At 64.7% G+C, this 21,104-nt stretch carries 25 protein-coding genes, 1 tRNA gene and 1 pseudogene; 5 read left to right on the top strand and 22 right to left on the bottom strand.

Features of this window, described 5'->3' with window-relative positions; translation table 11 throughout:
• Positions 1-116 precede the first annotated feature (116 nt).
• Positions 117-193, top strand: a tRNA-Pro gene (locus EJ067_RS00820).
• 45 nt (positions 194-238) lie between these two features.
• Here EJ067_RS00820 and EJ067_RS00825 read toward each other — a convergent pair.
• Complete coding sequence (locus tag EJ067_RS00825) at positions 239-697, bottom strand: YbaK/EbsC family protein (protein ID WP_126084227.1); 459 nt, start codon at positions 695-697, stop codon at positions 239-241.
• 167 nt (positions 698-864) lie between these two features.
• Positions 865-1,131: a helix-turn-helix transcriptional regulator gene (locus EJ067_RS00830; RefSeq protein ID WP_126084228.1), complete on the bottom strand. Its 267-nt coding sequence runs from the start codon at positions 1,129-1,131 to the stop codon at positions 865-867.
• Positions 1,132-1,500: 369 nt separating this feature from the next.
• Between EJ067_RS00830 and EJ067_RS00835 the strand changes: the two genes are divergently transcribed.
• From EJ067_RS00835 to EJ067_RS00845, 3 genes are all read left to right on the top strand, one after another.
• Positions 1,501-2,022 carry a hypothetical protein gene (locus EJ067_RS00835; protein WP_245468126.1) on the top strand — a complete coding sequence of 174 codons (522 nt, stop codon included), beginning with the start codon at positions 1,501-1,503 and terminating at the stop codon, positions 2,020-2,022.
• A gap of 240 nt (positions 2,023-2,262) precedes the next feature.
• The gene (locus EJ067_RS00840; RefSeq protein ID WP_126084229.1) at positions 2,263-2,457 is read left to right on the top strand and encodes a hypothetical protein; all 195 of its coding nucleotides are present in this window, start codon (positions 2,263-2,265) and stop codon (positions 2,455-2,457) included.
• Between the two features lie 405 nt (positions 2,458-2,862).
• Positions 2,863-3,123: a hypothetical protein gene (locus EJ067_RS00845; RefSeq protein WP_126084230.1), complete on the top strand. Its 261-nt coding sequence runs from the start codon at positions 2,863-2,865 to the stop codon at positions 3,121-3,123.
• A gap of 68 nt (positions 3,124-3,191) precedes the next feature.
• Here the strand turns inward: EJ067_RS00845 and EJ067_RS00850 are convergent, their stop codons facing one another.
• From EJ067_RS00850 to EJ067_RS00880, 7 genes are all read right to left on the bottom strand, one after another.
• Positions 3,192-3,488, bottom strand: coding sequence for a DUF883 family protein (locus EJ067_RS00850; protein ID WP_126084231.1), 297 nt, complete (start codon positions 3,486-3,488; stop codon positions 3,192-3,194).
• Between the two features lie 105 nt (positions 3,489-3,593).
• Positions 3,594-4,133, bottom strand: a complete 540-nt coding sequence (locus tag EJ067_RS00855; protein WP_067000781.1) for a MerR family transcriptional regulator — start codon at positions 4,131-4,133, stop codon at positions 3,594-3,596.
• 126 nt (positions 4,134-4,259) lie between these two features.
• A complete protein-coding gene (locus tag EJ067_RS00860; protein ID WP_010915609.1) occupies positions 4,260-4,583 on the bottom strand; it encodes an integration host factor subunit alpha in 324 nt (107 codons plus the stop codon).
• A gap of 104 nt (positions 4,584-4,687) precedes the next feature.
• Positions 4,688-5,659, bottom strand: coding sequence for a beta-ketoacyl-ACP synthase III (locus EJ067_RS00865; protein ID WP_126084232.1), 972 nt, complete (start codon positions 5,657-5,659; stop codon positions 4,688-4,690).
• Between the two features lie 9 nt (positions 5,660-5,668).
• Positions 5,669-6,739, bottom strand: a complete 1,071-nt coding sequence (plsX, locus tag EJ067_RS00870) for a phosphate acyltransferase PlsX (RefSeq protein ID WP_126084233.1) — start codon at positions 6,737-6,739, stop codon at positions 5,669-5,671.
• Between the two features lie 130 nt (positions 6,740-6,869).
• The gene (locus EJ067_RS00875; protein ID WP_126084234.1) at positions 6,870-7,418 is read right to left on the bottom strand and encodes a DUF177 domain-containing protein; all 549 of its coding nucleotides are present in this window, start codon (positions 7,416-7,418) and stop codon (positions 6,870-6,872) included.
• 11 nt (positions 7,419-7,429) lie between these two features.
• On the bottom strand, positions 7,430-7,972 hold the full coding sequence (locus EJ067_RS00880; protein WP_126084235.1) for a ubiquinol-cytochrome C chaperone family protein: 543 nt from the start codon (positions 7,970-7,972) through the stop codon (positions 7,430-7,432).
• A gap of 117 nt (positions 7,973-8,089) precedes the next feature.
• On the opposite strand from EJ067_RS00880, the gene EJ067_RS00885 reads away from it, so the two are divergent.
• A complete protein-coding gene (locus EJ067_RS00885) occupies positions 8,090-8,605 on the top strand; it encodes an outer membrane protein assembly factor BamE (RefSeq protein WP_126084236.1) in 516 nt (171 codons plus the stop codon).
• 139 nt (positions 8,606-8,744) lie between these two features.
• Here EJ067_RS00885 and EJ067_RS00890 read toward each other — a convergent pair whose 3' ends face one another.
• The 13 genes and pseudogenes from EJ067_RS00890 to EJ067_RS00950 all read right to left on the bottom strand — a co-directional run bounded on the left by EJ067_RS00890 (position 8,745) and on the right by EJ067_RS00950 (position 21,057).
• A complete protein-coding gene (locus EJ067_RS00890; RefSeq protein WP_126084237.1) occupies positions 8,745-10,886 on the bottom strand; it encodes a sodium-translocating pyrophosphatase in 2,142 nt (713 codons plus the stop codon).
• 266 nt (positions 10,887-11,152) lie between these two features.
• A pseudogene (locus EJ067_RS00895) lies at positions 11,153-11,899 on the bottom strand (ABC transporter permease); the annotation flags it as partial.
• Positions 11,896-12,831 (bottom strand): ABC transporter ATP-binding protein, encoded by a 936-nt coding sequence (locus tag EJ067_RS00900; RefSeq protein WP_126084238.1) that lies wholly within the window; start codon positions 12,829-12,831, stop codon positions 11,896-11,898. The pseudogene EJ067_RS00895 and the gene EJ067_RS00900, both read right to left, overlap by 4 nt.
• Complete coding sequence (locus tag EJ067_RS00905) at positions 12,828-13,991, bottom strand: ABC transporter permease (protein WP_126084239.1); 1,164 nt, start codon at positions 13,989-13,991, stop codon at positions 12,828-12,830. The genes EJ067_RS00900 and EJ067_RS00905 overlap by 4 nt, the downstream gene beginning before the upstream one ends.
• A 152-nt stretch (positions 13,992-14,143) precedes the next feature.
• Positions 14,144-15,055, bottom strand: coding sequence for an ABC transporter substrate-binding protein (locus tag EJ067_RS00910; RefSeq protein ID WP_126084240.1), 912 nt, complete (start codon positions 15,053-15,055; stop codon positions 14,144-14,146).
• Positions 15,056-15,313: 258 nt separating this feature from the next.
• Positions 15,314-16,534, bottom strand: a complete 1,221-nt coding sequence (locus EJ067_RS00915) for an MFS transporter (RefSeq protein ID WP_126084241.1) — start codon at positions 16,532-16,534, stop codon at positions 15,314-15,316.
• On the bottom strand, positions 16,531-16,938 hold the full coding sequence (gene nusB / locus EJ067_RS00920; protein WP_245468377.1) for a transcription antitermination factor NusB: 408 nt from the start codon (positions 16,936-16,938) through the stop codon (positions 16,531-16,533). The genes EJ067_RS00915 and nusB overlap by 4 nt, the downstream gene beginning before the upstream one ends.
• 83 nt (positions 16,939-17,021) lie before the next feature.
• Positions 17,022-17,516: a 6,7-dimethyl-8-ribityllumazine synthase gene (gene ribH, locus EJ067_RS00925; RefSeq protein ID WP_126084243.1), complete on the bottom strand. Its 495-nt coding sequence runs from the start codon at positions 17,514-17,516 to the stop codon at positions 17,022-17,024.
• 244 nt (positions 17,517-17,760) lie between these two features.
• Positions 17,761-18,378 (bottom strand): riboflavin synthase, encoded by a 618-nt coding sequence (locus tag EJ067_RS00930; RefSeq protein WP_126084244.1) that lies wholly within the window; start codon positions 18,376-18,378, stop codon positions 17,761-17,763.
• Between the two features lie 61 nt (positions 18,379-18,439).
• Positions 18,440-19,567, bottom strand: coding sequence for a bifunctional diaminohydroxyphosphoribosylaminopyrimidine deaminase/5-amino-6-(5-phosphoribosylamino)uracil reductase RibD (ribD, locus tag EJ067_RS00935; protein WP_126084245.1), 1,128 nt, complete (start codon positions 19,565-19,567; stop codon positions 18,440-18,442).
• 2 nt (positions 19,568-19,569) lie between these two features.
• Positions 19,570-20,049, bottom strand: a complete 480-nt coding sequence (nrdR, locus tag EJ067_RS00940; RefSeq protein WP_095808301.1) for a transcriptional regulator NrdR — start codon at positions 20,047-20,049, stop codon at positions 19,570-19,572.
• Between the two features lie 57 nt (positions 20,050-20,106).
• On the bottom strand, positions 20,107-20,436 hold the full coding sequence (locus EJ067_RS00945) for a GlpM family protein (protein WP_126084246.1): 330 nt from the start codon (positions 20,434-20,436) through the stop codon (positions 20,107-20,109).
• Positions 20,437-20,463: 27 nt separating this feature from the next.
• Complete coding sequence (locus EJ067_RS00950) at positions 20,464-21,057, bottom strand: hypothetical protein (RefSeq protein WP_245468127.1); 594 nt, start codon at positions 21,055-21,057, stop codon at positions 20,464-20,466.
• Positions 21,058-21,104: the final 47 nt, after the last annotated feature.

Below are 21,104 nucleotides of genomic sequence, written 5' to 3' on the forward strand. Positions count from 1 at the left end.
CCGTGGAGATCTATGCGCCCATCACCGCGTTCGCGAAGCTTCGGCTCCCTTGTGTTCTCGGGCTTCGATTTAGCGCTTGCACTCCAACCTTTGAGAATATAGGGCTTTGCGCGGTCCGGAGTGTAGCGCAGCCCGGTAGCGCACTTGACTGGGGGTCAAGGGGTCGTCGGTTCGAATCCGGCCACTCCGACCATTTTTAGCCTGAGACTTGCCCCCAAAGTCGTTCTTCACCAACCCCCTACTGACACACGTCGACCCATACAGCGCCGACAAGATCGGCCATCCTTTGCGGCGCGATCCGCACGGCCGCGTTGGTAGCGCCCGCGGCGGGGACGACCTCGTCGAAGGCCCTTAGCGTCACGTCGCAAAAGACCGGCAGCGGCGCGGGCAGGCCGAACGGGCAGACACCGCCCGGCGGATGGCTGGTTGCCGCAAGCACCTGTTCGCCGTCGAGCATGCGCGGCTTGCCGCCAAGGATGTCCTTGCACTTGCGGTTATCGAGCCTGGCTGTGCCGCTGGTCACGACCAGCATGGTCTCGTCGCCGATGCGCAGGCAGATGGTCTTGGCGATCTGCGCCGGCATCACACCATGCGCCTCCGCCGCCAGCGCCACGGTCGCCGAGCTGGCCGCGGTGACCAGGACTCCGATGTCGGGCGCATGTTCGGCGAAGAAGGCGCGGACCGATTCCAGGCTCATGAGCGGACCCTCGTCATGCATGGTTGCCGACGCCCGAATCGCCGCGCCGGTCGGGATTGGCATATGACGGCTCGGCTGTTGCAAGAGCCAGGAATAATGCGTCGAAGCCGCAAAAAGCCCGCCATGGCGCTACCGTGGCGGGCTTTCAAGCGGACGCTTCTGCGTCTCTATTGCTGCGTGGGCCGATTCTCTTCGGTCGGCACTCTTATCAATTCCTCTTCCGGCACCTGCAGGGCGGAAGCGATTCGCCTCAACTTGGCGGGGTCGGCGTCCTTGCCGTCCTCGATGTCGACGATCTCGCCCACGGCGAGGCCGCAGGTCAAGGAGAGCTCCTCGATCGTATATCCCCTCGTTTCGCGCACGGCTTTCAGCGGATTGATGCCGGACGCGGCAATGATGTCGTTAGAAACAGCGTTTCTTGCGGTGTTGGGCATGGCAACTCCTTGGGATGAAACAAGACAGATGAAATGTGGCGTTGCCTGAGACGGGCGGGAGAATGGCCGTTAACGGATGATTTGCCAAGAGGGACCGTCGCGGCCGTCACGCCTTCGTGAACCGGTCCTGTCGACCGGAGGCCGAGGCCGCAGCCCACCGATATGTAAGGTCGCGCAACGCCCAATCAAGTTCTTTTGAAGCGCCGCAAGCCGGCACCGCCGGCATTTTGCCCGCCCCAATTCGTTAGGGTTCTGTCGCTGGTCGACGGCGGGCGGGCGTCAAAACCCCTTTGGACGGATCGGATGCCATGAAACTGAAGTTGTTCGCGATCGTGCTCGGCACGGTCTCAAGTCTCGTGGGCGCGGCGCATGCGCGGCACGGTGGTCGACATCGCCGGAACCGCGCTGACGGTGAAAGCCCGCGACGGCAGGACCGACACCGTCACGCTTTCTCCCGACTGGATGATCGCGGGCGTCGCCAAGGCGTCGGCCGCCGATATCAAGCAGGGCGATTTCCTCGGCATCGCGTCGGTCTCCAAGGCCGATGGCGGCAGCGGCGCTCTGGAAGTCGTGATCTTCCCCGCAGCGCTGAGAGGCACCGGAGAAGGCGACCGCGATTGGGATTTGCAGCCCAACAGCCGGATGACCAACGGCACGGTCGCCGACGTCACCGAAGTCAACGGAAGGACAGTGACGCTCACCTATAGCAATAGCCAGAAGAAGGAGATCGCCATTCCGCAATCGACGCCGATCGTGAAATTCGCGACCGCCAAGCCGGCGGATCTCAAGCCGGGCATGAGCGTGTTCGTCAGCGCCGAGCGGGGCAGCGACGGCAAGCTCGTTTCACGCCGGGTGGTGGTCGGCAATCATGGCGTCGCTCCGCCGATGTGAGGGGCGAGGCCGGCGCATCGGCCACGCGCGTTTCAAAAGATCATGATGCCGCCGCGTGCCTGCGCATCCGGCGGGCGCCCAAGGCCATCGTGATTTAGACGGAAACGATCCGGAAACAAGAATCTACAGTCCGGAAAAATTGTCGAAAAAATCCAGGAGGATAGTGCCGATCGCGAGGCTTGGGGTCACCGATTTGGTCCGGTGAATTCCGGAACGCCCGCGTAAAAAGGAAACGAAATCATGAAGAAGTCCCTCCTCTCCGCGCTCGGGCTGGCTCTGGCCCTGGCGTTCACGATGCCGATCCTCGGCGCGACCAGCGCCGACGCGGCTCCGATGAAGAAGCATCACCATCATCATCACTACCGCAAGCATCATCACCGGCACCATCACCACCATCATCATCACCACAGCAAGATGGTCGCGAAGAAGGCCTGATTTCTTCCCGCCCGCCGATGGGAAGACAGGTCTTCATTGTGATGACCGCACATGTCTTCCCATCGGAATTTTTGCTTCGCGAGGGCAAGGCTTTCCTTCTCTCACCCGCTACCTGATGGAACGCGCAGCAGCGTTCGATCCTTTTCCTGCGGCCCCGACCTCCTTGCCCACCGGGTGATGTCGCCACGAGCGCCGAGCGCCGGCCGGATGCGCGGCATGTGCGGCGGCCGATCCGAAGCCTGACGTCTTTACAACGCCGCATCCGCTACGCGAAAAAATCACACGGGATGTGAACCTTTCCATTGGACCCCGCACCAAGCGGTCATGGGCGCCGCGAAGGCGCTCCTCAACCCGACCGGGACGCCGGAAGCGCGATCCCGACAACCAATGGAAGGAAATGCTCAAATGACCAACTTCAAGCACATCTCGCTCGCCGCTGCCCTCGTCGTCTCGGCTTTCGGCTCGGTTTCGGCGCCGGCCTTTGCCGGCACGCATCCGACCGGCGACGGCGGCGCCGTCTGCAAGGGCTCGGGCTCCTGTCTGGTGCTGCAGCTCGACTGCAAGGGCACCTACACCGATGCCACCGACAAGAACGGCACCGTCTACGGCAAGTGCAGCCAGGTCATGAAGGTCGATCCGAAGACCCGGCTCAAGCTCGCGAACTGATCATTTGCAGCGTGCAAATGGCGGCCGCAACGAGCGGCCGCCATTTCTGTTCTGTAATCCATCGAAAGTCAGCGCCGGCTGATGAGAAGGCCGGCCAGCAGCCCGACCACGACCAGCCCTACCGCAGCCGCCGTGGCCGGATGGTCGCGCGCGGTGCGCTCGATCGCCCTGCCCCTGCGCGTGATTGCCGGCAATGCCTCGTGGAGGCGGTCGGCAAGCTGCGAATAATAGTCGGACGCCGCCTCGCGGCCGTCTTCGTAATGGGCGTCGCCGCGTCTGGCCAAGGCTTTCCTGAGATCCTCGAGTTGCCGCGAGAGCGTCGCAAACTGCCTGTCCAGATCATGATCGGTCGCGAACAAAGCCATGCCAAGCATCCTTCTCTTGGAGAGAAGGCCTAACGCATGGACGCAACGGCAGTTCCGGGTCTCAGAGACGCTGGCCGTTCAAGCCGCGGGAGCGGCAGCCGAAGTTCAACGCACTTGGTCCAGCAGGCGCTTGCACTCCAAGAGGTCGAAGAGCGCCTCCTGCAGCAAGGCGCGGTTGTCGCGCGACAATTTCGAGGAGTCCGGCTGCACGGGACCTTCGTCGTCGCCCTTGCCGAGGCCGAAGAAACGGCGGCTGGGCTTCACCTTGGGCTGACCGACCAGCGCATCCTCGTCGCCGCGCGGCTGGGCAGCCGCGGTCAGCGGCACCTGCTCGGCCTGCCGGCGTTGCGCGATCGCCTCGACGGCGGCCATGTCGCCATTGCCGATGGCAACCAGGAAATGATTGCCGTTCTCGCGCAGGAGCTTCTGCACGCCCTTGATCGTATAGCCCTGGTCATAAAGCATGTGCCGGATGCCCTTGATCAGTTCGACATCCTGCGGCCGGTAGTAACGGCGGCCGCCGCCACGCTTCATCGGCTTGATCTGGTTGAAACGCGTTTCCCAGAACCGCAGCACGTGCTGCGGCAGGTCGAGATCTTCCGCGACTTCACTGATGGTGCGGAAAGCATCGGGGCTCTTGTCCATGGGCGAATCCTCACGCTGGACCGCAATCCGGAGTTGATCCGAATCGCAGCTTATTTCAGCGGTTTATGAAACGATATTCAAGCCCGTCGTCAAAGCGGGCCGCGGTTGTCAACCGGCATTCGCGGATTACTTGCCGCCCTTGGCCTTGCTGTTCTGGTGCGAACGCAGGATGCGGTTCTTCAGCACGTTCGACGATTTGAAGGTCATCACACGGCGCGGCAAAATCGGCACTTCCTCACCGGTCTTGGGATTGCGGCCGATGCGCTCATTCTTGGAGCGGACATGGAAGGTCGCAAAAGAAGACAGCTTCACAGTCTCGCCGCGAACGATGGCTTCGCAAATCTCATCCAGGACGGCCTCGACGAGCTCGGCCGATTCAGTCCGCGACAGACCAACCTTGCGGTAAACGGCTTCGGCTAGGTCGGCACGCGTAAGTGTCTTTCCCCCCATGCGACCGTCCCATCAGCTCAAAAAAACGTAAATCGATACAGGCAACGGCAGAGCCTAAGTAATTGATCCGTCAAGGTCAAGGACCGAACCCACGCGTTCGGCACTTACCAGCGGAGCAATACCGCGCCCCAGGTGAAACCTCCGCCCATCGCCTCGAGCAGAACAAGGTCGCCCTTCTTGATGCGGCCGTCGGCGACGGCCACCGACAAGGCGAGCGGCACGGAGGCTGCCGAGGTGTTACCGTGCAAATCGACGGTGACCACTACTTTCTCTTCGGCTATCCCGAGCTTCCTGGCGGAAGCGTCAATAATCCGTTTATTGGCCTGATGCGGCACGAACCAATCGAGATCGTCGGCGGTGATGCCAGCCTGGGCGAAGGTCGCCTCGATGACATCGGTGATCATGCCGACGGCGTGTTTGAAAACCTCGCGGCCTTCCATCCTGAGGTGGCCGACCGTCCCCGTGGTCGACGGGCCGCCGTCGACGAAGAGCTTGTCCTTGTGGACTCCGTCCGAGCGCAGGCTGGCCGCCAGCACACCGCGATCGGCTATTCCGCCTATCCCCTGTTGCGCTTCCAGAACGACCGCGCCGGCGCCGTCGCCGAAGAGCACGCAGGTCGAGCGGTCGCTCCAGTCGAGGATGCGCGAGAACGTTTCGGAGCCGATGACCAGCACGCGCCTTGCCAGCCCGCCGCGGATATAGAGATCGGCGGTGGCGACCGCATAGACGAAGCCGGAGCATACGGCCTGCATGTCGAAGGCGAAGCCGTGATGCATGCCGAGCCGGTTCTGGATCTCCACCGCGGTCGCGGGAAAAGTGTTGTTGGGCGTCGACGTGGCCAGCACGATCAGGTCGATGTCGGCAGGCGTCAGGCCGGCACTGTCGAGCGCGGCGCGCGCCGCGGCTTCGCCCAGCGAGGCGGTCGTCTCGTCATCGGCCGCGACGTGGCGCTGGCGAATGCCGGTGCGCTGGACGATCCACTCGTCGGAGGTCTCGACCATGCCTTCGAAGTCGGCATTCTTCATGATGCGGCGGGGCAGCGCGGCACCGTTGCCGCGCACGACTGATCTGATCAAGGTTCGTTCCTATTCCTCGGCCTCGACGGCGACGCCGGATTTCCTGTTTGCCTGGGCATTCGGATTGCGCGCATGGAACAGATCGAGATCGGCCTCGATCCGGTCAAGCAGATTGTTGCGCACCATGTCGTAGCCGAGCTCGATCGCCGCTGCGAAGCCGTCCGAGTCGGCGCCGCCGTGGCTCTTCACGACGATGCCGTTCAAGCCCAGGAAGACGCCGCCATTGGAGCGGCCGACATCCATCTTCTCGCGCAGCCGGTCGAATGCGCCCTTGGCGAAGACATAGCCGATCTTGGCCATCAGCGTGCGGCTCATGGCGGCGCGCAAATAGCCGGCGATCTGCCTTGCCGTGCCTTCGGCGGTCTTGAGCGCGATGTTGCCGGCAAAGCCTTCGGTGACGACCACGTCGACCGTGCCCTTGCCGATATCGTCGCCCTCGACGAAGCCGCGATAGTTCATCGAGGCCATGTTCGCCTCGCGCAGCATGCGCCCGGCCTCCTTGACCTCTTCCTGGCCCTTGATCTCCTCGACGCCGACATTGAGCAGGCCGACGCTCGGCCGCTCGATGCCGAACACCGAACGCGCCATGCCGGTGCCAAGGATGGCGAAGTCGACGAGCTGATGCGCGTCCGCGCCGATGGTGGCGCCGACATCGAGCACCACGCTCTCGCCGCGCGTCGTCGGCCAAAGCGCCGCGATCGCCGGGCGGTCTATGGTGGCCATCGTGCGCAGGCAGAATTTCGACATCGCCATCAGCGCGCCGGTGTTGCCGGCCGAGATGCAGGCTTGCGCGGCGCCGTTCTTCACCGCCTCGACCGCCTTCCACATAGAGGATTTCCAGCGGCCGTGGCGCAGCGCCTGGCTGGGCTTGTCGTCCATCCTCACCGCGACCTCGCAATGGACGAACTCGCTGACCTCGGCGAGCTTGGGAAACTTGGCCAGTTCGGGACGCACGGCGTCCTCGCGGCCATAGATGACGAAGCGGATGTCAGGGCGGCGGATGGCGACCGTCATCAGCGCCGGGATCACGACGCCTGGTCCGTGGTCGCCGCCCATGGCATCGATGGAAATCCTGATCACGCGGTATGTTTCTCACGGTTTGCCTGGCTAGCGGCGGGCGCCTGCCGAGGTAAGGGGGCTCGCGAAGGTTCGGCGAAAATAGCGGTTTTGGGCTGCCGCACAACCAACTTTTCCAAATTCCACGCCGCCTTCAGGATTTTCCGAGCAGCGAACGCAGCTTTTTCTGGAATTCGCTTTCTTCCTGAGGATCGTCGCCCGCGGCGTCGAGCGAAGCGCCGGGCTTGCGCGGATAAGGATCGATCGCCAGGCCGAAAAACTGCTCGGCAAGCGCGCCGACATCGATGGTGTCGCCGGAAAATGTTTCCGGGCTGTCCGGCCCGTCGGCGTCGAGGACGATCTCGCCCCCGCCCTCGAAGCCCTCGCGTCCGAGCTTCGACTGCTCCGGCAGGAACAGCGCCTCGACCGGCTCGTCGATATGGGCTGTGACCGGATCGAGAGTGACGATGCAGGCCTGGGTGATATCGGCCTCGACGCGGCCGCTGACCTTGACGCCGTTGCGCTTCCAGGACGTCACCAGCAGCTCGGCGCGGTAGCTCTCGACCGAGAGCAGCTCGTATTCGGCGGCAAGTGCGGCGCGCTGCCGCTCGTCGGCCTCGATAACAACCGGCAGGCCCTTTTGCGGCAGGCGGGCGACGTTGGCGACGAAGGATACAGGGCTTCGCTGTTCGGCGTGTTTCATCCTCGCGTCCCTCAGGCAGTTCCAGCCACGGGGAACACCACGGTGCCGGACACGATCGATTCGGTCGGCTGCGCGGCAAGCTGCCCGGACGCCGCGGAGGCATAGCTCGCCAGCAGCGGCGCCTCGGGCCACTCGCCAGCATCGGGCCTCACGTTGCGGGCGAGCGCCGCGGCAAGGGCCGCGCGGTCGTCGTCCCGCAAGGCGACGTCATAGGCCGCGGTGCGGCCATAGAACATCTTTGCCAGCTTCTTCATGCGCTTCGGCACGCCGACATCGCTGATGCCGAGTTCCCTCAGCGAATGGTCGACATCGAGGAAGAACTCGTCGATCAGCACCTGCGCGACCTCGGCCGCGGCTCCGCCTTCCCCGCGCAGCCGGCGCTGGACCAGGTACATGTGCAGCGACAGCATCTCGAAGCGGCCGAGCGGCGTATCCGGCACATTCCAGTCGGAATAAAACAATGTCTGCCGCGCCGCCGCCACGATTTGTGCGTAGAGCGCCTCGGTGATGGCGCGGTTGGCGTGACGTTCGCGACCAAAAAGGCGCTGGAACATTGAGGGCGGTCTCCCGGGGACCTGTTGTTTGATTTGGCCTTGTTGCATCGGCATGCAAGCTGGTTTACCGGTTTTGCGGCCCAGCGCAAGTTGCGGGGATGTGATGGAGAATTGTTGTTGGGTGCGCTGAAATTCAAGTCGTTTCTTACGCCTGTGCCGGCGGGCGTGGCCTCCCTGCTGGTGGCGATATCCGCGCTTTCAGGCTGCAATTCGTCCAAGATGATCGGCGACCTCAGCCCGAGCGAGACGCTGACGCAGGGCTATGTCATCGATCAGGCCGCGATCGACTCGGTGCCGGTCGGCTCGAGCCGCGAGCAGGTGCTGCTGGCGCTTGGCACGCCGTCGACGACGGCGACCTTCGACAACGAGGCCTTCTACTACATCTCGCAGACGCGCAAGCGCTACGTCGCCTTCGACAAGCCGCGTCTGGTCGATCAGCATGTGCTGGCGGTCTATTTCGGCGCCGACAGCCGCGTCACCCAGATCGCCAATTACGGCATGAAGGACGGCAAAATCTTCGACTTCATCTCGAGGACGACGCCGACCGGCGGCAAGGACCAGAACTTCCTCAGCCAGATCATCAACGGCGCCAGCAAGCTGGCGCCCGGCATCCCGGGCGGCGGCACGCCCTGAGGGCCGGCTGCCTGGAATTCAGACAAGCAAGACCCGCCGCATGTTCCGGCGGGTCTTTTGTTTCGACGGGACCGTCGACCAAAAACAAAACCCGCGGAATCGCTCCCGCGGGTTCTCTGTCTTGAAATAAGCGACTTGATCAGCCGTGCGCGAGCACGGCCAACAGCAGCAGCGCCACGATGTTGGTGATTTTGATGGCCGGATTGACCGCCGGGCCGGCGGTGTCCTTGTAGGGATCGCCGACGGTGTCGCCGGTGACCGAGGCCTTGTGCGCCTCGGAGCCCTTGAGGTGCTTGGCGCCGTTCTTGTCGGTGAAACCGTCCTCGAACGACTTCTTGGCGTTGTCCCAGGCGCCGCCGCCGGAGGTCATCGAGATGGCGACGAAGAGGCCGTTGACGATGACGCCGAGCAGCGAGGCGCCGAGCGCGGCGAATGCCGATGCCTTCGAGCCCGAGATCAAGAGCACGCCGAAATAGACGACGAGCGGGGCCAGCACCGGCAGCAGCGACGGGATGATCATTTCCCGGATTGCCGCCCTGGTCAGCAGGTCGACAGCGCGCGCATAGTTCGGCTTCGAGGTGCCGGCCATGATGCCCTTGTCCTCACGGAACTGCTTGCGCACTTCCTCGACGATCGAGCCCGCCGCGCGGCCGACGGCGGTCATGGCAATGCCGCCGAACAGGTACGGGATCAGGCCGCCGAAGATCAGGCCGGCAACGACATACGGATTGGAGAGGTCGAAGGAGATGTCGCCCATGCCCTGGAAGTAGGGGTACTTGTCGCCATTGGCGGCAAAGAACCTGATGTCGTTCGAATAGGCGGCGAAGAGCACCAACGCGCCGAGGCCGGCGGAGCCGATGGCGTAGCCCTTGGTCACCGCCTTGGTGGTGTTGCCGACCGCGTCGAGCGCGTCGGTGGACTGGCGCACTTCCTTGGGCAGGCCCGACATTTCGGCGATGCCGCCGGCATTGTCGGTGACCGGGCCGAAGGCGTCGAGCGCCACGATCATGCCGGCGAGGCCGAGCATGGTGGTGACGGCGATCGCTGTGCCGAAGAGGCCGGCGAGCTGGTAGGTGGCGATGATGCCGCCGACGATGACGATCGCCGGCAACGCGGTCGATTCCAGCGAGACCGCCAGGCCCTGGATGACGTTGGTGCCGTGGCCGGTCACCGACGCCTGAGCGATCGAATTCACCGGACGCTTGTTGGTGCCGGTATAGTATTCGGTGATCACCACGATGAGCCCGGTCACCAGCAGGCCGATCAGGCCGCAGATGAACAGGTTCTTGCCGGTGATGGCAAGGCCGGCGACGGTGCCGATCTCGCCCCAGCCCAGCACCGCCGAGGTGGCGATGGCGAGGCCGACGATCGACAGCAGGCCGGTGACGATCAGGCCTTTGTAAAGCGCGCCCATGATCGAGCCGTTGGAGCCCAGCTTGACGAAGAAGGTGCCGACGATCGAGGTCAGGATGCAAGCGCCGCAGATGGCGAGCGGATAGAGCATCGCCGCACCCAGCACGGCGGTGCCGCCAAAGAAGATGGCGGCGAGCACCATTGTGGCGACGACCGTCACCGCATAGGTCTCGAACAGGTCGGCGGCCATGCCGGCACAGTCGCCGACATTGTCGCCGACATTGTCGGCGATGGTGGCCGGATTGCGCGGATCGTCTTCCGGAATGCCAGCTTCCACCTTGCCGACGAGGTCGCCGCCGACATCGGCGCCCTTGGTGAAGATGCCGCCGCCGAGACGGGCGAAGATCGAGATCAGCGAGGCGCCGAAGCCGAGCGAGACCAGCGAGTCGATGACGACGCGGTCGTTCGGCTGCAGGCCCAAGGGGCCGGTCAGGATGGCGTAGTAGATGGAGACGCCGAGCAGCGCCAGGCCCGCCACCAGCAGGCCGGTGATGGCGCCGGACTTGAAGGCGATATCGAGGCCGGCGGCGAGGCTGTTGGAGGCGGCCTGCGCGGTGCGCACATTGGCGCGCACCGAGACGTGCATGCCGATGAAGCCGGCAGCGCCCGAGAGCACCGCGCCGATCAGGAAGCCGATTGCGGACGTGATAGAGAGCAGCCACCAGGCGAGCAGAAGCACGACGATGCCGACGACGGCGATGGTCGTGTACTGGCGCGCCAGATAGGCCTGGGCGCCTTCGCGAATGGCGGCGGAGATTTCCTGCATGCGCTGGTTGCCCTGATCGGACGCAAGGACCGAACGTGTCGCCCAGATGGCGTACAGAACTGACAGCAAGCCGCAGGCGATGACGGCGGTAATGATGGTCATTGCCGGATTTTCCTCGATTGATGGCCCAAAAGAACCCCTCCCTGGGCCGTTGGAACGGGGATGAATGCCGCGCACGGAATCCACCCCTTGGCTGCGGTGTATGCGAAACAGGGCCCGGAACGTCAAGATATTGTTCGGTTTTTGCCCGGCTTTCGCCCAAAAGACGAAGACGGCGGCGGCCGAGTCGGCACGAGCTCCGAATTAGATCGATTGAAATGACGCCGCGGAAGGATTGCTGGCTGAGATTTGCCCCTACGGCAACCCTCTTGCGCCTCCCGCCCCATGCGCCGCGCGGCGTAGCGCTCTATCGCCGACAGGCCGTCATAGATCAGCACCGCAAGCGCCGCGACGATCAGGCCGCCCTGCAGCACGAAGGCGAGGTTGTTCGAAATCAGGCCGGCGATGATCACCTCGCCAAGCGTCTTGGCCGCCACCGTGGAGCCGATGGTGGCTGTGGCGAGGCTGATGACCACGGAAAGCCGGATGCCGCCAAGGATCACCGGGGCGCTGAGCGGCAATTCGACCTTCACCAGCCTTTGCCAGCCGGTCATGCCGGCGCCGCGCGCGGCTTCCATCACATTGCCGGGCAGCGTGGTGAGCGCGGTCAGCGCGTTCTCGAAAATCGGCAGCAGCCCATAGAGGAAGAGCGCGATCAACGTCGGCTTCTCGCCGAAGCCGACCGCCGGCACGGCAAGCGCCAGCACCGCGACCGGCGGGAAGGTCTGGCCGATGTTGACCAGGCTGCGCGACAGCGGCAGGAACTCGGCGCCGGCGGGCCGGGTGACAAGGATGGCGAGCGCGACGGCGACGATCGTCGCGGCGATCGTCGCGACGAGCACAGTCCTCAGATGCTGCAATGTCAGCGTCAGCAGGCTGCCCTGGTTGTAGATTGCAGGCGCGCCGTTCTCGGTCAGGGGCTTCAGCAACGGCTCGAACCAGCTCGGGCTGGCGATGAAGGCCACCAGCAGCACCAGCAGCGCCAGCCTCAACAGCGCGGGCAGCCAGGCCCTCATGCGGGCCTCGCGCGTTTCACCAGCCCTTCAACGGTGACGCGCCCGAGCGGCTTGCCGTCGGCATCCTTCACAGGCAGCGCCGGGCGCCCTGTCCACAGAAGCTCGGCCAATGCGTCGCGCTGGCTGGCGTCGCCGGGGATCGCCTCGCCCTCGGCGCCGCCGGGCTCGACGGCATCGCGCACACGGCCGAGCGACAGGAGCCGGAACGGCCGCTCGCTTGAGCCAACCAGGGTTTCGACGAAGCCATTTGCGGGCCTTGCCAGGATCTCCGCCGGCCTGGCGTATTGCAGCACCTTCCCGGCGTCCATGACGGCGATTTTGTCGCCCAAATGCACCGCCTCCTCCATGTCGTGGGTGACAAGGACGATTGTGGTGCCGAAGCGCTTCTGGATGGCGAGCAAATCCTCCTGCGCCTTGGTGCGTATGATCGGGTCGAGCGCGCCGAACGGCTCGTCCATCAGAAGCACGTTGGGCTCGGCGGCCAAAGCGCGCGCAACGCCGACACGCTGCTGTTGGCCACCGGAAAGCTCGTGCGGATAGCGCGGACCATAGGCCTGCGGATCGAGCTGGTAGAGCGTCATCAATTCTTCGACGCGCGCCTTGATGCGATCCTTGTCCCAGCCCAGCAGAAGCGGCACGGTGCCGATGTTCTGCGCCACTGTACGGTGCGGGAACAGGCCGTGGCCCTGGATGGCGTAGCCGATGCTGCGGCGCAGCTGGTAGCCTGGCACGGAGCGGTTGTCGACGCCGTCGAGCCTGATCACGCCGGCGGTCGCCTCGACGAGCCGGTTGATCATCCTGAGCAGTGTCGTCTTGCCGGAGCCTGACGTGCCGACGATGACGGTGATGGTGCGTGGCTCGATGACCATCGAGACATCGTCGACGACAGCTGTTCCGTTGTAGCGCTTGGTGATGCCTTCGATCTCGATCATTCGGAGTCTGCCCTGCGCTTGGTGGAGGTCATTTCGATAACCGCGTCGAGGATGATCGCGGCCGCAAAAGCCAGCGCCACCGTGGGCACGGCGCCGAGCAGCACAAGGTCCATCGCCGTCTGGCCGACGCCCTGGAAGACGAAGACGCCAAAACCGCCGCCGCCGATCAGCGCCGCAATGGTGGCAAGCCCGATGTTCTGCACCAGAACGATGCGGATGCCGGTCAGGATCACCGGAAAGGCGAGCGGGAACTCGACATCGAGCAGGCGCTGGCGGTCGGTCATGCCCATGCCGCGGGCGGCATCGTTGGCGGCGCGCGGCACACCGGCAAGGCCGACCACGGTGTTCGCGACAACCGGCAGCAGCGAGTATAGAAACAGCGCGACAAAGGCGGGCGCGGTGCCGATGCCCCTGATGCCGGCCGCCGCCGCGCCCGGCACATGCGCGGCCACCCAGCCGAGCGGCGCGATCAGCAGGCCGAACAGCGCGATCGACGGAATGGTCTGTATGATGTTGAGCACATTCAGCACCCCTGCCCGCAGCGGCTCGACGCGGTGGCAGAGGATGCCGAGCGGCAGCCCAACCACCACCGCAGCCGCCAGCGAGCCCAGCGCCAAGGTGATGTGCTTGGAGCCCTCCGCCCAAAAGCTGTCGGAGCGGCTGGAATATTCCTTGAGGATGGACAACGTATCCCAGCTTCCCGAAAAGAGCAGCGCGCCGACGGCGAGCGCGGCGACGGCAAGAGCGCCGACGCGCCCCCATGGCGTCAGGTCCAGCCTGGTGAGCACATCGGCCAGAAGCAGCGTGAAGGCGAAGATCAGCAGCCAGAAGCCGGAAGCCGGCGCGACGCGGGCGAACGTGTTGCCGGCGGGCGTGAGAAAGCCGCCGGCAGTGCCGATCACAATGGCAAGGGCGGCGAGCGCGACCACGCTTGCGGCAAGTCGTAGCATGAGCGGCGTCCGCAGCAAGGCAATTATGCCGCCAACAATGACGACAGCGAGCAACAATGCCCCAAGCGCGGACGGCAGCGCTTCAAGAATCGACCGCGCCTGTCCTGGCACGATTCGGTTGGCGCGGAAGGTGGCGAACGGGGCGAAGAACGCGGCATAGGCGACGATCGCGGCAATGACCACGCCAAGCTTGTCGAAGCGGAAAGTCATCGACTGCCCCGGCGGCGATTTGGAAGGGCAGGATTCGGAAGGCCCCGCTCCTTCGCGCCCCCCTCCGTCCTGCCGGACATCTCCCCCGCAAAGGGGGAGATCAGCAGTTCCGCCAACCGCATCTTTCCAGCTCGCACTTGTTATGCCGGGATCTACTTCAAAAACCCGTCCTTCTTCAAAAAGTCCTCCGCGACTGCCTTCGCAGGCTCACCGCCGAGCTGGACGCGGCCGTTGAGCTGCTGCAGCGTGACGAGGTCGAGCTTGGCGAAGACCGGCTTCAGCAGCGTCTCGATCTCAGGATGTTCCTTGAGCACCTGCTCGCGGATGATGGGCGCCGGCTGGTAGACGGGCTGCACGGCCCTGTCGTCCTCGAGCACGACGAGTCCGGAGGGCTGAATGCCGCCGTCGGTGCCGTAGACCATGGCGGCGTTGGCGCCGTTGGTCTGGTTGGCGGCGGCGGCGATGGTCGCGGCCGTATCGCCGCCGGAAAGCGTGATCAACTGGTCCGGCTTCAGCTTGAAGCCGTAAGTGCTCTGGAAGGCAGGCAGCGCCGCCGCCGAATTGACGAACTCGGCCGACGCGGCAAGCACCACCTTGCCGCCGCCCGAAACGTATTTGCCGAAGTCCGACAGGGTGGCGAGCTTGTTCTCGTCAGCCACTTCCTTGCGCAGAGCGATCGCCCAGGTGTTGTTGGCCGGCGACGGCGACAGCCAGACGATCTTGTTGGCATCATAGTCGAGCTTCTTGGCGGTCTCGTAGGCCTTGGCGGCATCCTTCCAGACCGGATCGTCCGCCTTCTGGAAGAAGAAGGCGGCATTGCCCGTATATTCGGGATAGATGTCGATCTCGCCGGCGGCAATCGCCTTGCGCACCACGGGCGTCGCGCCGAGCTGGATGCGGTCGGTGGTCTTGATGTTGTTGGCGTTCAAGACCAGCTGGATGATGTTGCCGAGCACGCCACCCTCGGTGTCGATCTTCGAGGAGACAACGACCTGCGCATTCGCCGAGGCTGCGGTGATGCCGAGCGCGATCGCTGCTACGGCGAGCTTTCCGATTGAAAACATTGTGAAATCCTTTGCTGTGAGCCGAGAATTCGGTGGCCGCATAAGAGCATGGCGTTAACGCGCCGTCGGGGTACACGGTTTCATAACTGCCGGGATGCACGAAATAATTTTATTCCCGGCGCGCAAGGCGCGCCGCGCTAGTCGTTTCACCGTTTCACGGAACCGGCGAAACGCCCTATCTCCTTGTTTTTACGCAATTCCGGACGGAAAACCGCTCACACTTTTCCTGGAATTGCTCCAGGTCCCGACAGCGTAATATCAGTTGGCGCTGCGCAAGCCAGGCAGCTTCAAGGCGCCGAGCGCCAGGAAGCAGAGCGCGACGACCGGGAACACGACCCAGTTCAGCATCGTCCAACCCCAGGCATTGTAGATCGCGCCCGACATGAGGGAAGCAAAGGCAACGGAGCCGAACAGGGCGAAGTCGTGGAAGCCCTGCACCTTGCCCTTTTCGGATGGATGGTAGCTCGCGGCGACCATGGCGGTGGCGCCGATGAAGCTGAAATTCCAGCCGAGGCCGAGCAGGATCAGCGCCGTCCAGAACTGCCATAGCGCAAGGCCTGAAAGCGCGACCACGGCACAGCCTATGAGCAGGACCAACCCGACGGCGACGATGCGCTCGGCGCCGAAGCGGTGGATCAGCGAGCCGGTGAAGAAGCTCGGCCCGAACATCGCCATCACATGCCAGGAAATGCCGAGCGTGGCGTCATCCGTCGACAGGCCGCAGCCGACCATGGCGAGCGGCGCCCCGGTCATGACGAAGCTCATCAGCGCGTAGCTGCCGACGGCGCAGAACAAAGCCGCGACGAATCGCGGCTGGGTGGCGATCTCGGCCAACGGCCGGGCATCGCCACCGGCAGCCTCCGTGGTGCTGCTTGCGCGCCTGGACGTATGCAGGAAGGAAAGGATAATCGCGCCGGCGGCCGCCAGCATGAGGATGGAAGCGAAGGATCCGGCAAACATCACCGGCGCCAGAAGCTCGCGGGTGTAGATGACGATCTGCGGCCCGAGAATGGCGGTGACGATGCCGCCCGCCAGCACGAAGGAAATGGCGCGCGCCTTGAATTCCGGCGGCGCGTTGTCGGCGGCGGCGAAGCGGAACTGCTGGACGAAGGCGCCGCCGACACCGATCACGCAGAGGCCGAAGGCGAACAGCCAGAAGCTCGCCTGAAACAGCGCCAGCGTCGCGATCAGGCCGCCGAGCGCGGTGATGATGGTGCCGGTCATGAAGCCGCCGCGGTGGCCGAGCCGGCGGATGATGGCGGCGGCCGGCAGCGCGCCGAGGGCCACTCCGAGATTGAAGCCGGTGACCGGCGCCGTCGCCAGGGATTTGTCGGGCCCGAGCAGATACTGTCCGGCAAGCGCGCCGAGCGAGATGGCGATCGGCGCGGCCGAGCCGACGATGGCCTGCGCGGCGGCGAGGAGCACTGCCGTGCGGCGCGCTTCCCAGCCAGCGCCAGCGACGAGCGCTGCAGCGGTCACGACGCGTCCTTGCCGCGACCTTCGCCACGCACACGGCGCGACACGCGATCGAGCACGGCGTTCACCAGCTTCGGCTCATCCTCCTCGTAGAAAGCCTTGGCGATATCGACATATTCCGAGACGATGACGGCCACCGGCACGTCCTCGCGCTTCATCAATTCATAGACGCCGGCGCGCAGGATGGCGCGCAGCGTCGAATCCAGCCGCGACAGCGGCCAGTCGTCGGTGAGCGCCTGGCGAATGACAGGATCGATGGTCTTCTGGTTCTCGACGACGCCAGTCAGGATGGCGCGGAACCACTGCGCATCCGCTTCGCGATAGAGCGCGCCATCGACTTCCTTGCCAAGGCGGAAGGCTTCGTATTCGGCGGTCGTCTCGAAGACGCCGCTGCCGGCCACATCCATCTGGTAGAGCGCTTGGACGGCAGCAAGACGGGCGGCACCGCGCTTGTTGGCGTGGCGCACCGTACCAGTCTGGGCAGGCCCGCTCACGATTGGGCTCCGAATTTCTCTTTGAGCGCGATCATCGTCAGCGCCGCGCGCGCTGCGAAACCGCCCTTGTCGCCTTCAGTCCGACGGGCGCGCGTCCATGCCTGCGCGTCGTTCTCGGTGGTCAGGATGCCGTTGCCGATCGCGATCGCTTCCTGCACGGAAAGGTCCATCAGCGCGCGGCTCGATTCATTGGCGACGATGTCGAAATGATAGGTGTCGCCGCGGACGATGGTGCCGAGCGCGACGAAGCCGTCATAATGCGTGCCGCCTTCAGCGGCGCCGTCCAGCGCGAAGGTGATGACGGCCGGTATTTCGAGCGAGCCTGGAACGGTGACGACGTCATAGGTGGCGCCAGCTTCGTCCAGCGCGCCGGTCGCGCCTTCGAGCAGCGCGTCGGCGAGGTCGTCGTGGAAACGCGCCTCGACAATAAGCAGATGCGCCTTCGCCTTCGGACGAATGAACGCTTTGCCGTGTTGGGATGTGCCTGCCATAAAAGTCTCCGGGCGGTTGCCGGTGACTTAGGCCGAAGCCGGGTTGATCGCAAGCGGAAGATGCTGTGGCGCAACGTTCTGTGACCAATCCGGCCGAGACGTCGCGCTCTCGCGGCAATCCCCGAGACTTTTGATCCAAGCCTCGGCCTCCTGGCGGTCAACCACTCGGCCAGCATCGACATCCACCAGCGGCTTAAGAGTCTTCCGTCGGCGACCGGCCGCCTTTCCGGTTCTGGTCGGACCATCACAGTCCTTCCTTCGCCGCCTCCGCCAGGCGCGCGGCGTAGCGCGCCATGGTGTCGATCTCGATATTGACGCGGTCGCCGGCCTTGCGCTCACCCCAAGTGGTGACGCTCAGCGAATGCTGGATCAAAAGCACGTCGAAGCGCGTGCCTTCGACCTTGTTGACGGTGAGGGAAGTGCCGTCGAGCGCGACCGAGCCTTTCGGCGCTATGAATTTCGCCAGATGCCGCGGCGCTTCAAGCGTGAAGCGCACGGCATCGCCCTCTTCCTTGCGCTCGACGATCTCGGCGGTGCCGTCGACATGACCGGAGACGATGTGGCCGCCGAGCTCGTCGCCGATCTTCAGCGCCCGTTCGAGGTTTATCCGGGTGCCCGACTTCCAGCTCGACGCGTTGGTGAGCCTCAGCGCTTCTTCCCAGGCTTCAACCTCGAACCAGCGGGCGTTCGAGCCCTGCTCGGGCAACGCCGTCACAGTCAGGCAGACGCCGCCGCAGGAGATCGAGGCGCCGATGGCGATGGTTTCGGGATCGTAGGCGGTGTCGATGCGCAGACCCACGCCTTCGCTGAGCGGCTTCACATTAGCGACAGTGCCAACATCCGTGACAATTCCAGTGAACATCAGATCGTATCTTCCAGCTTGAGCATGATCTTTTCCAAAAACCGGCTCCCGCTTCTTGGAATCATGGTCGTACCCACTCGGCGTAGCTGTCTTCGCCGAAGCGCATCTCGCGCAGTTTGCGGAACCCGGCCGGGATATGGTCGGCATCGATGGGCGATGCAATGCCGCCCTCGCCGATCGCATCCGGGCCCTGGAACAGGACGATGCGGTCGACCAGCTCCTCATCCAGGAAGGCTTTGCCGACCTGGGCGCCACCTTCGACCAGCACGCTTGCCATGCCTAGCGCTGCCAGATCCTCCAGCAATTCCGGCAAAGCGACAACGCCCCCATATGTCTCGGTGCCGATGAAGCGCACGCCGGCGCGTTCTAGAGTTGCCCGCCGATGCGGATCGGCCTCGAGGCAAGCCGCGACATAGAGCGGAACGCGGTCGACGCCGGATACCAGCTTCGAGGTCTCCGGCAGCCGGATCTGGCGATCGAGAATGATGCGCGCCGGCGAGCGGTTCTCCAGCCCAGGCAGGCGCACGGTCAGCGCCGGGTCGTCCTCCAGCGCGGTGCCGATGCCGACCAGGATGGCATCGGCCTCGGCGCGCATCATATAGACTTCGCGCCTGGCGATCTCGCCGGTGATGGCGACCTGCCCGGCGCCTTTCCTGCCGATCTTGCCGTCACTCGATAGCGCAAGCTTCAGGATGACTTCCGGGCGTTTCTTCAACGATCGAATCAAATAGCCGGCCATCTGCTCGGCAGCTTCGGCGGCGAGCACTTTGTCCACCACCTCGATGCCGGCGGCGCGCAGGATGGCATAGCCCTTGCCGCAGACGCGCGGATCCGGGTCGCTCGCCGCGCCCACGACGCGCGCGATGCCCGCATTGACCAGCGCGTTGGCGCAGGGCGGCGTGCGGCCGTGATGGGCGCAAGGCTCCAGCGTGACGTAGGCGGTGGCGCCGCGCGCAAGCTCGCCCGCCTCGGCCAGCGCCTCGGTCTCGGCATGCGGCCGGCCGCCGACGGCAGTCACACCGGTACCGATGATCATCGGGCCGGCGCCGTCGTCGCGCACGATGATGGTGCCGACGGAAGGATTGGTCGAGGTGCGGCCGGCGTTGCGGCGCGACAGCCTGATGGCCGCCGCCATGAAACGGCGGTCAAGGACCGCTTGATCGGCCTCGCTCGGTTGAGGTTTGGCCATGATCAGCCGGCGTCCTCTTCGCTCTTTTCCTCGTCGCCCTTCAGCTCGCCCAGCAACTCATGAAAATCCTTGGCCTCGCGGAAATTGCGATAGACCGAGGCGAAGCGGACATAGGCGACGTCGTCGAGCGATTTCAGCGCCTCCATGACCAGGCGGCCGACCTCGCCCGAGGCCACTTCCGTCTCGCCGGAGCTTTCGAGCTGCCGCACGATGCCGGTCACCGCGCGGTCGATGCGCTCGGGATCGACATTGCGCTTGCGCACTGCGATCTCGACCGAGCGCAAAAGCTTGTCGCGATCGAACGGCACCTTGCGGCCCGACTTCTTGATGACGACGAGGTCGCGAAGCTGCACCCGTTCGAAGGTGGTGAAGCGGCCGCCGCAGTCCGGACAGACGCGGCGCCGGCGGATCGCCGCGCCATCCTCGGCGGGACGCGAATCCTTCACCTGCGTATCTTCGGACTGGCAATAGGGGCAGCGCATGGAGAGCCTTCGGTTCGCGATTCTCGGGTGGCGGAAAGGCTTAGAGCCTTTTGTGCCTCAGAGATAGCGAGGCGCGAGGAAGATTGCCAGCGCCGCCAGCAGCCACACGGCGATGCCGCCCAAGACGGCCAGCCGGTAGTCGACCCTGTCGACGAACAGCCAGCAGGCACCGAGGAAGGCGAGATAGGCCGGGATCGTCTTGACGCCGGCAAGGCAGGCCTCGCGAAAACCAGGCATGTTGCCTTTGGAGCCAACGGCGAGCAGCGCGATCACCGCAAAGGTCGGCGCCAGCGGCAGGATGCCGGGCAGCACGTTGCCGCGTTTGGAAGCCCAGACGATCAACGCCGTGACCAAACCGCCGACCGCGCCCTTCCAGACAATATCCATGAGCTGCCCCTGCCCCGGCCGTTCGCGTTACGGCGCGACGTCCTTGGTCGGGAAGCCGCAGGACGCGCCGAGATTGCGATAGGCCTTGGTGAAACCGTCCATCGGGATGCTGGCGACGGTCTGCTTGCCGAAAACGACATCGAGCGAGGTGACTTTGCGCATGGCGCGCAGCAAGGCAAGGTTGGTCTTGGCCTGGTTGTCGACCGTCCAGCTGGGACGGCCGTTGACGGCGGCGTTAGAATAGACTTTCGCGGAAACCTTGACGCCGGGATCGCCGAAGGTCGCGGCGATGTTCTTGCCGGTCGGCAGGTCCTTGTTGTCGACGGTGATCATGATGGCGGGATAGGCATCGGGCGGCAGGGCATCGCCGGTCGAGATCGACAGCGTGAGGGTGCCGGCATTACCGATGCCGTCGACGAAAGCCGCGGAGGCCGCGCAGGTCTTGTGCGCATCCTGCCCGGTATCGAGCGTGTCAACGAGGGTGGTCCACCTGCCGAAGGTGCTGGTGGCCGGCACACCCGAATCCGGCCGTGCCTGCTCCTGGGCGACCGCGCCGGGCATGGCGAAAGCTGCCAGCAGGCCGAAAAGAGCAAGGGCGGCGAGACGGAAAATGCGCATCATCAAGTCTCCAGTTCGGAGCGCCGTTCAATCAGGACGGCGCTCCGCCG

Origin of the sequence: Mesorhizobium sp. M1D.F.Ca.ET.043.01.1.1 (assembly GCF_003952385.1) — a bacterium.
GTDB lineage: Bacteria > Pseudomonadota > Alphaproteobacteria > Rhizobiales > Rhizobiaceae > Mesorhizobium.

Coding starts and splice junctions, on each gene's coding strand:
- EJ067_RS00835 (WP_245468126.1), top strand. CDS start 1,501: ATGCGCGGCACGGTGGTCGACATCGCCGGAACCGCGCTGACGGTGAAA.
- EJ067_RS00855 (WP_067000781.1), bottom strand. CDS start 4,133: ATGGACAAGAGCCCCGATGCTTTCCGCACCATCAGTGAAGTCGCGGAA.
- EJ067_RS00840 (WP_126084229.1), top strand. CDS start 2,263: ATGAAGAAGTCCCTCCTCTCCGCGCTCGGGCTGGCTCTGGCCCTGGCG.
- ribD (WP_126084245.1), bottom strand. CDS start 19,567: ATGGCCAAACCTCAACCGAGCGAGGCCGATCAAGCGGTCCTTGACCGC.
- EJ067_RS00900 (WP_126084238.1), bottom strand. CDS start 12,831: ATGATCGAGATCGAAGGCATCACCAAGCGCTACAACGGAACAGCTGTC.
- EJ067_RS00825 (WP_126084227.1), bottom strand. CDS start 697: ATGAGCCTGGAATCGGTCCGCGCCTTCTTCGCCGAACATGCGCCCGAC.
- EJ067_RS00890 (WP_126084237.1), bottom strand. CDS start 10,886: ATGACCATCATTACCGCCGTCATCGCCTGCGGCTTGCTGTCAGTTCTG.
- EJ067_RS00830 (WP_126084228.1), bottom strand. CDS start 1,131: ATGCCCAACACCGCAAGAAACGCTGTTTCTAACGACATCATTGCCGCG.
- EJ067_RS00875 (WP_126084234.1), bottom strand. CDS start 7,418: ATGAAACACGCCGAACAGCGAAGCCCTGTATCCTTCGTCGCCAACGTC.
- nusB (WP_245468377.1), bottom strand. CDS start 16,938: ATGGATGTGGCCGGCAGCGGCGTCTTCGAGACGACCGCCGAATACGAA.
- EJ067_RS00860 (WP_010915609.1), bottom strand. CDS start 4,583: ATGGGGGGAAAGACACTTACGCGTGCCGACCTAGCCGAAGCCGTTTAC.
- EJ067_RS00880 (WP_126084235.1), bottom strand. CDS start 7,972: ATGTTCCAGCGCCTTTTTGGTCGCGAACGTCACGCCAACCGCGCCATC.
- EJ067_RS00950 (WP_245468127.1), bottom strand. CDS start 21,057: ATGATGCGCATTTTCCGTCTCGCCGCCCTTGCTCTTTTCGGCCTGCTG.
- EJ067_RS00910 (WP_126084240.1), bottom strand. CDS start 15,055: ATGTTTTCAATCGGAAAGCTCGCCGTAGCAGCGATCGCGCTCGGCATC.
- nrdR (WP_095808301.1), bottom strand. CDS start 20,049: ATGCGCTGCCCCTATTGCCAGTCCGAAGATACGCAGGTGAAGGATTCG.
- EJ067_RS00945 (WP_126084246.1), bottom strand. CDS start 20,436: ATGGATATTGTCTGGAAGGGCGCGGTCGGCGGTTTGGTCACGGCGTTG.
- EJ067_RS00850 (WP_126084231.1), bottom strand. CDS start 3,488: ATGGCTTTGTTCGCGACCGATCATGATCTGGACAGGCAGTTTGCGACG.
- ribH (WP_126084243.1), bottom strand. CDS start 17,516: ATGGCAGGCACATCCCAACACGGCAAAGCGTTCATTCGTCCGAAGGCG.
- EJ067_RS00905 (WP_126084239.1), bottom strand. CDS start 13,991: ATGACTTTCCGCTTCGACAAGCTTGGCGTGGTCATTGCCGCGATCGTC.
- EJ067_RS00845 (WP_126084230.1), top strand. CDS start 2,863: ATGACCAACTTCAAGCACATCTCGCTCGCCGCTGCCCTCGTCGTCTCG.
- EJ067_RS00930 (WP_126084244.1), bottom strand. CDS start 18,378: ATGTTCACTGGAATTGTCACGGATGTTGGCACTGTCGCTAATGTGAAG.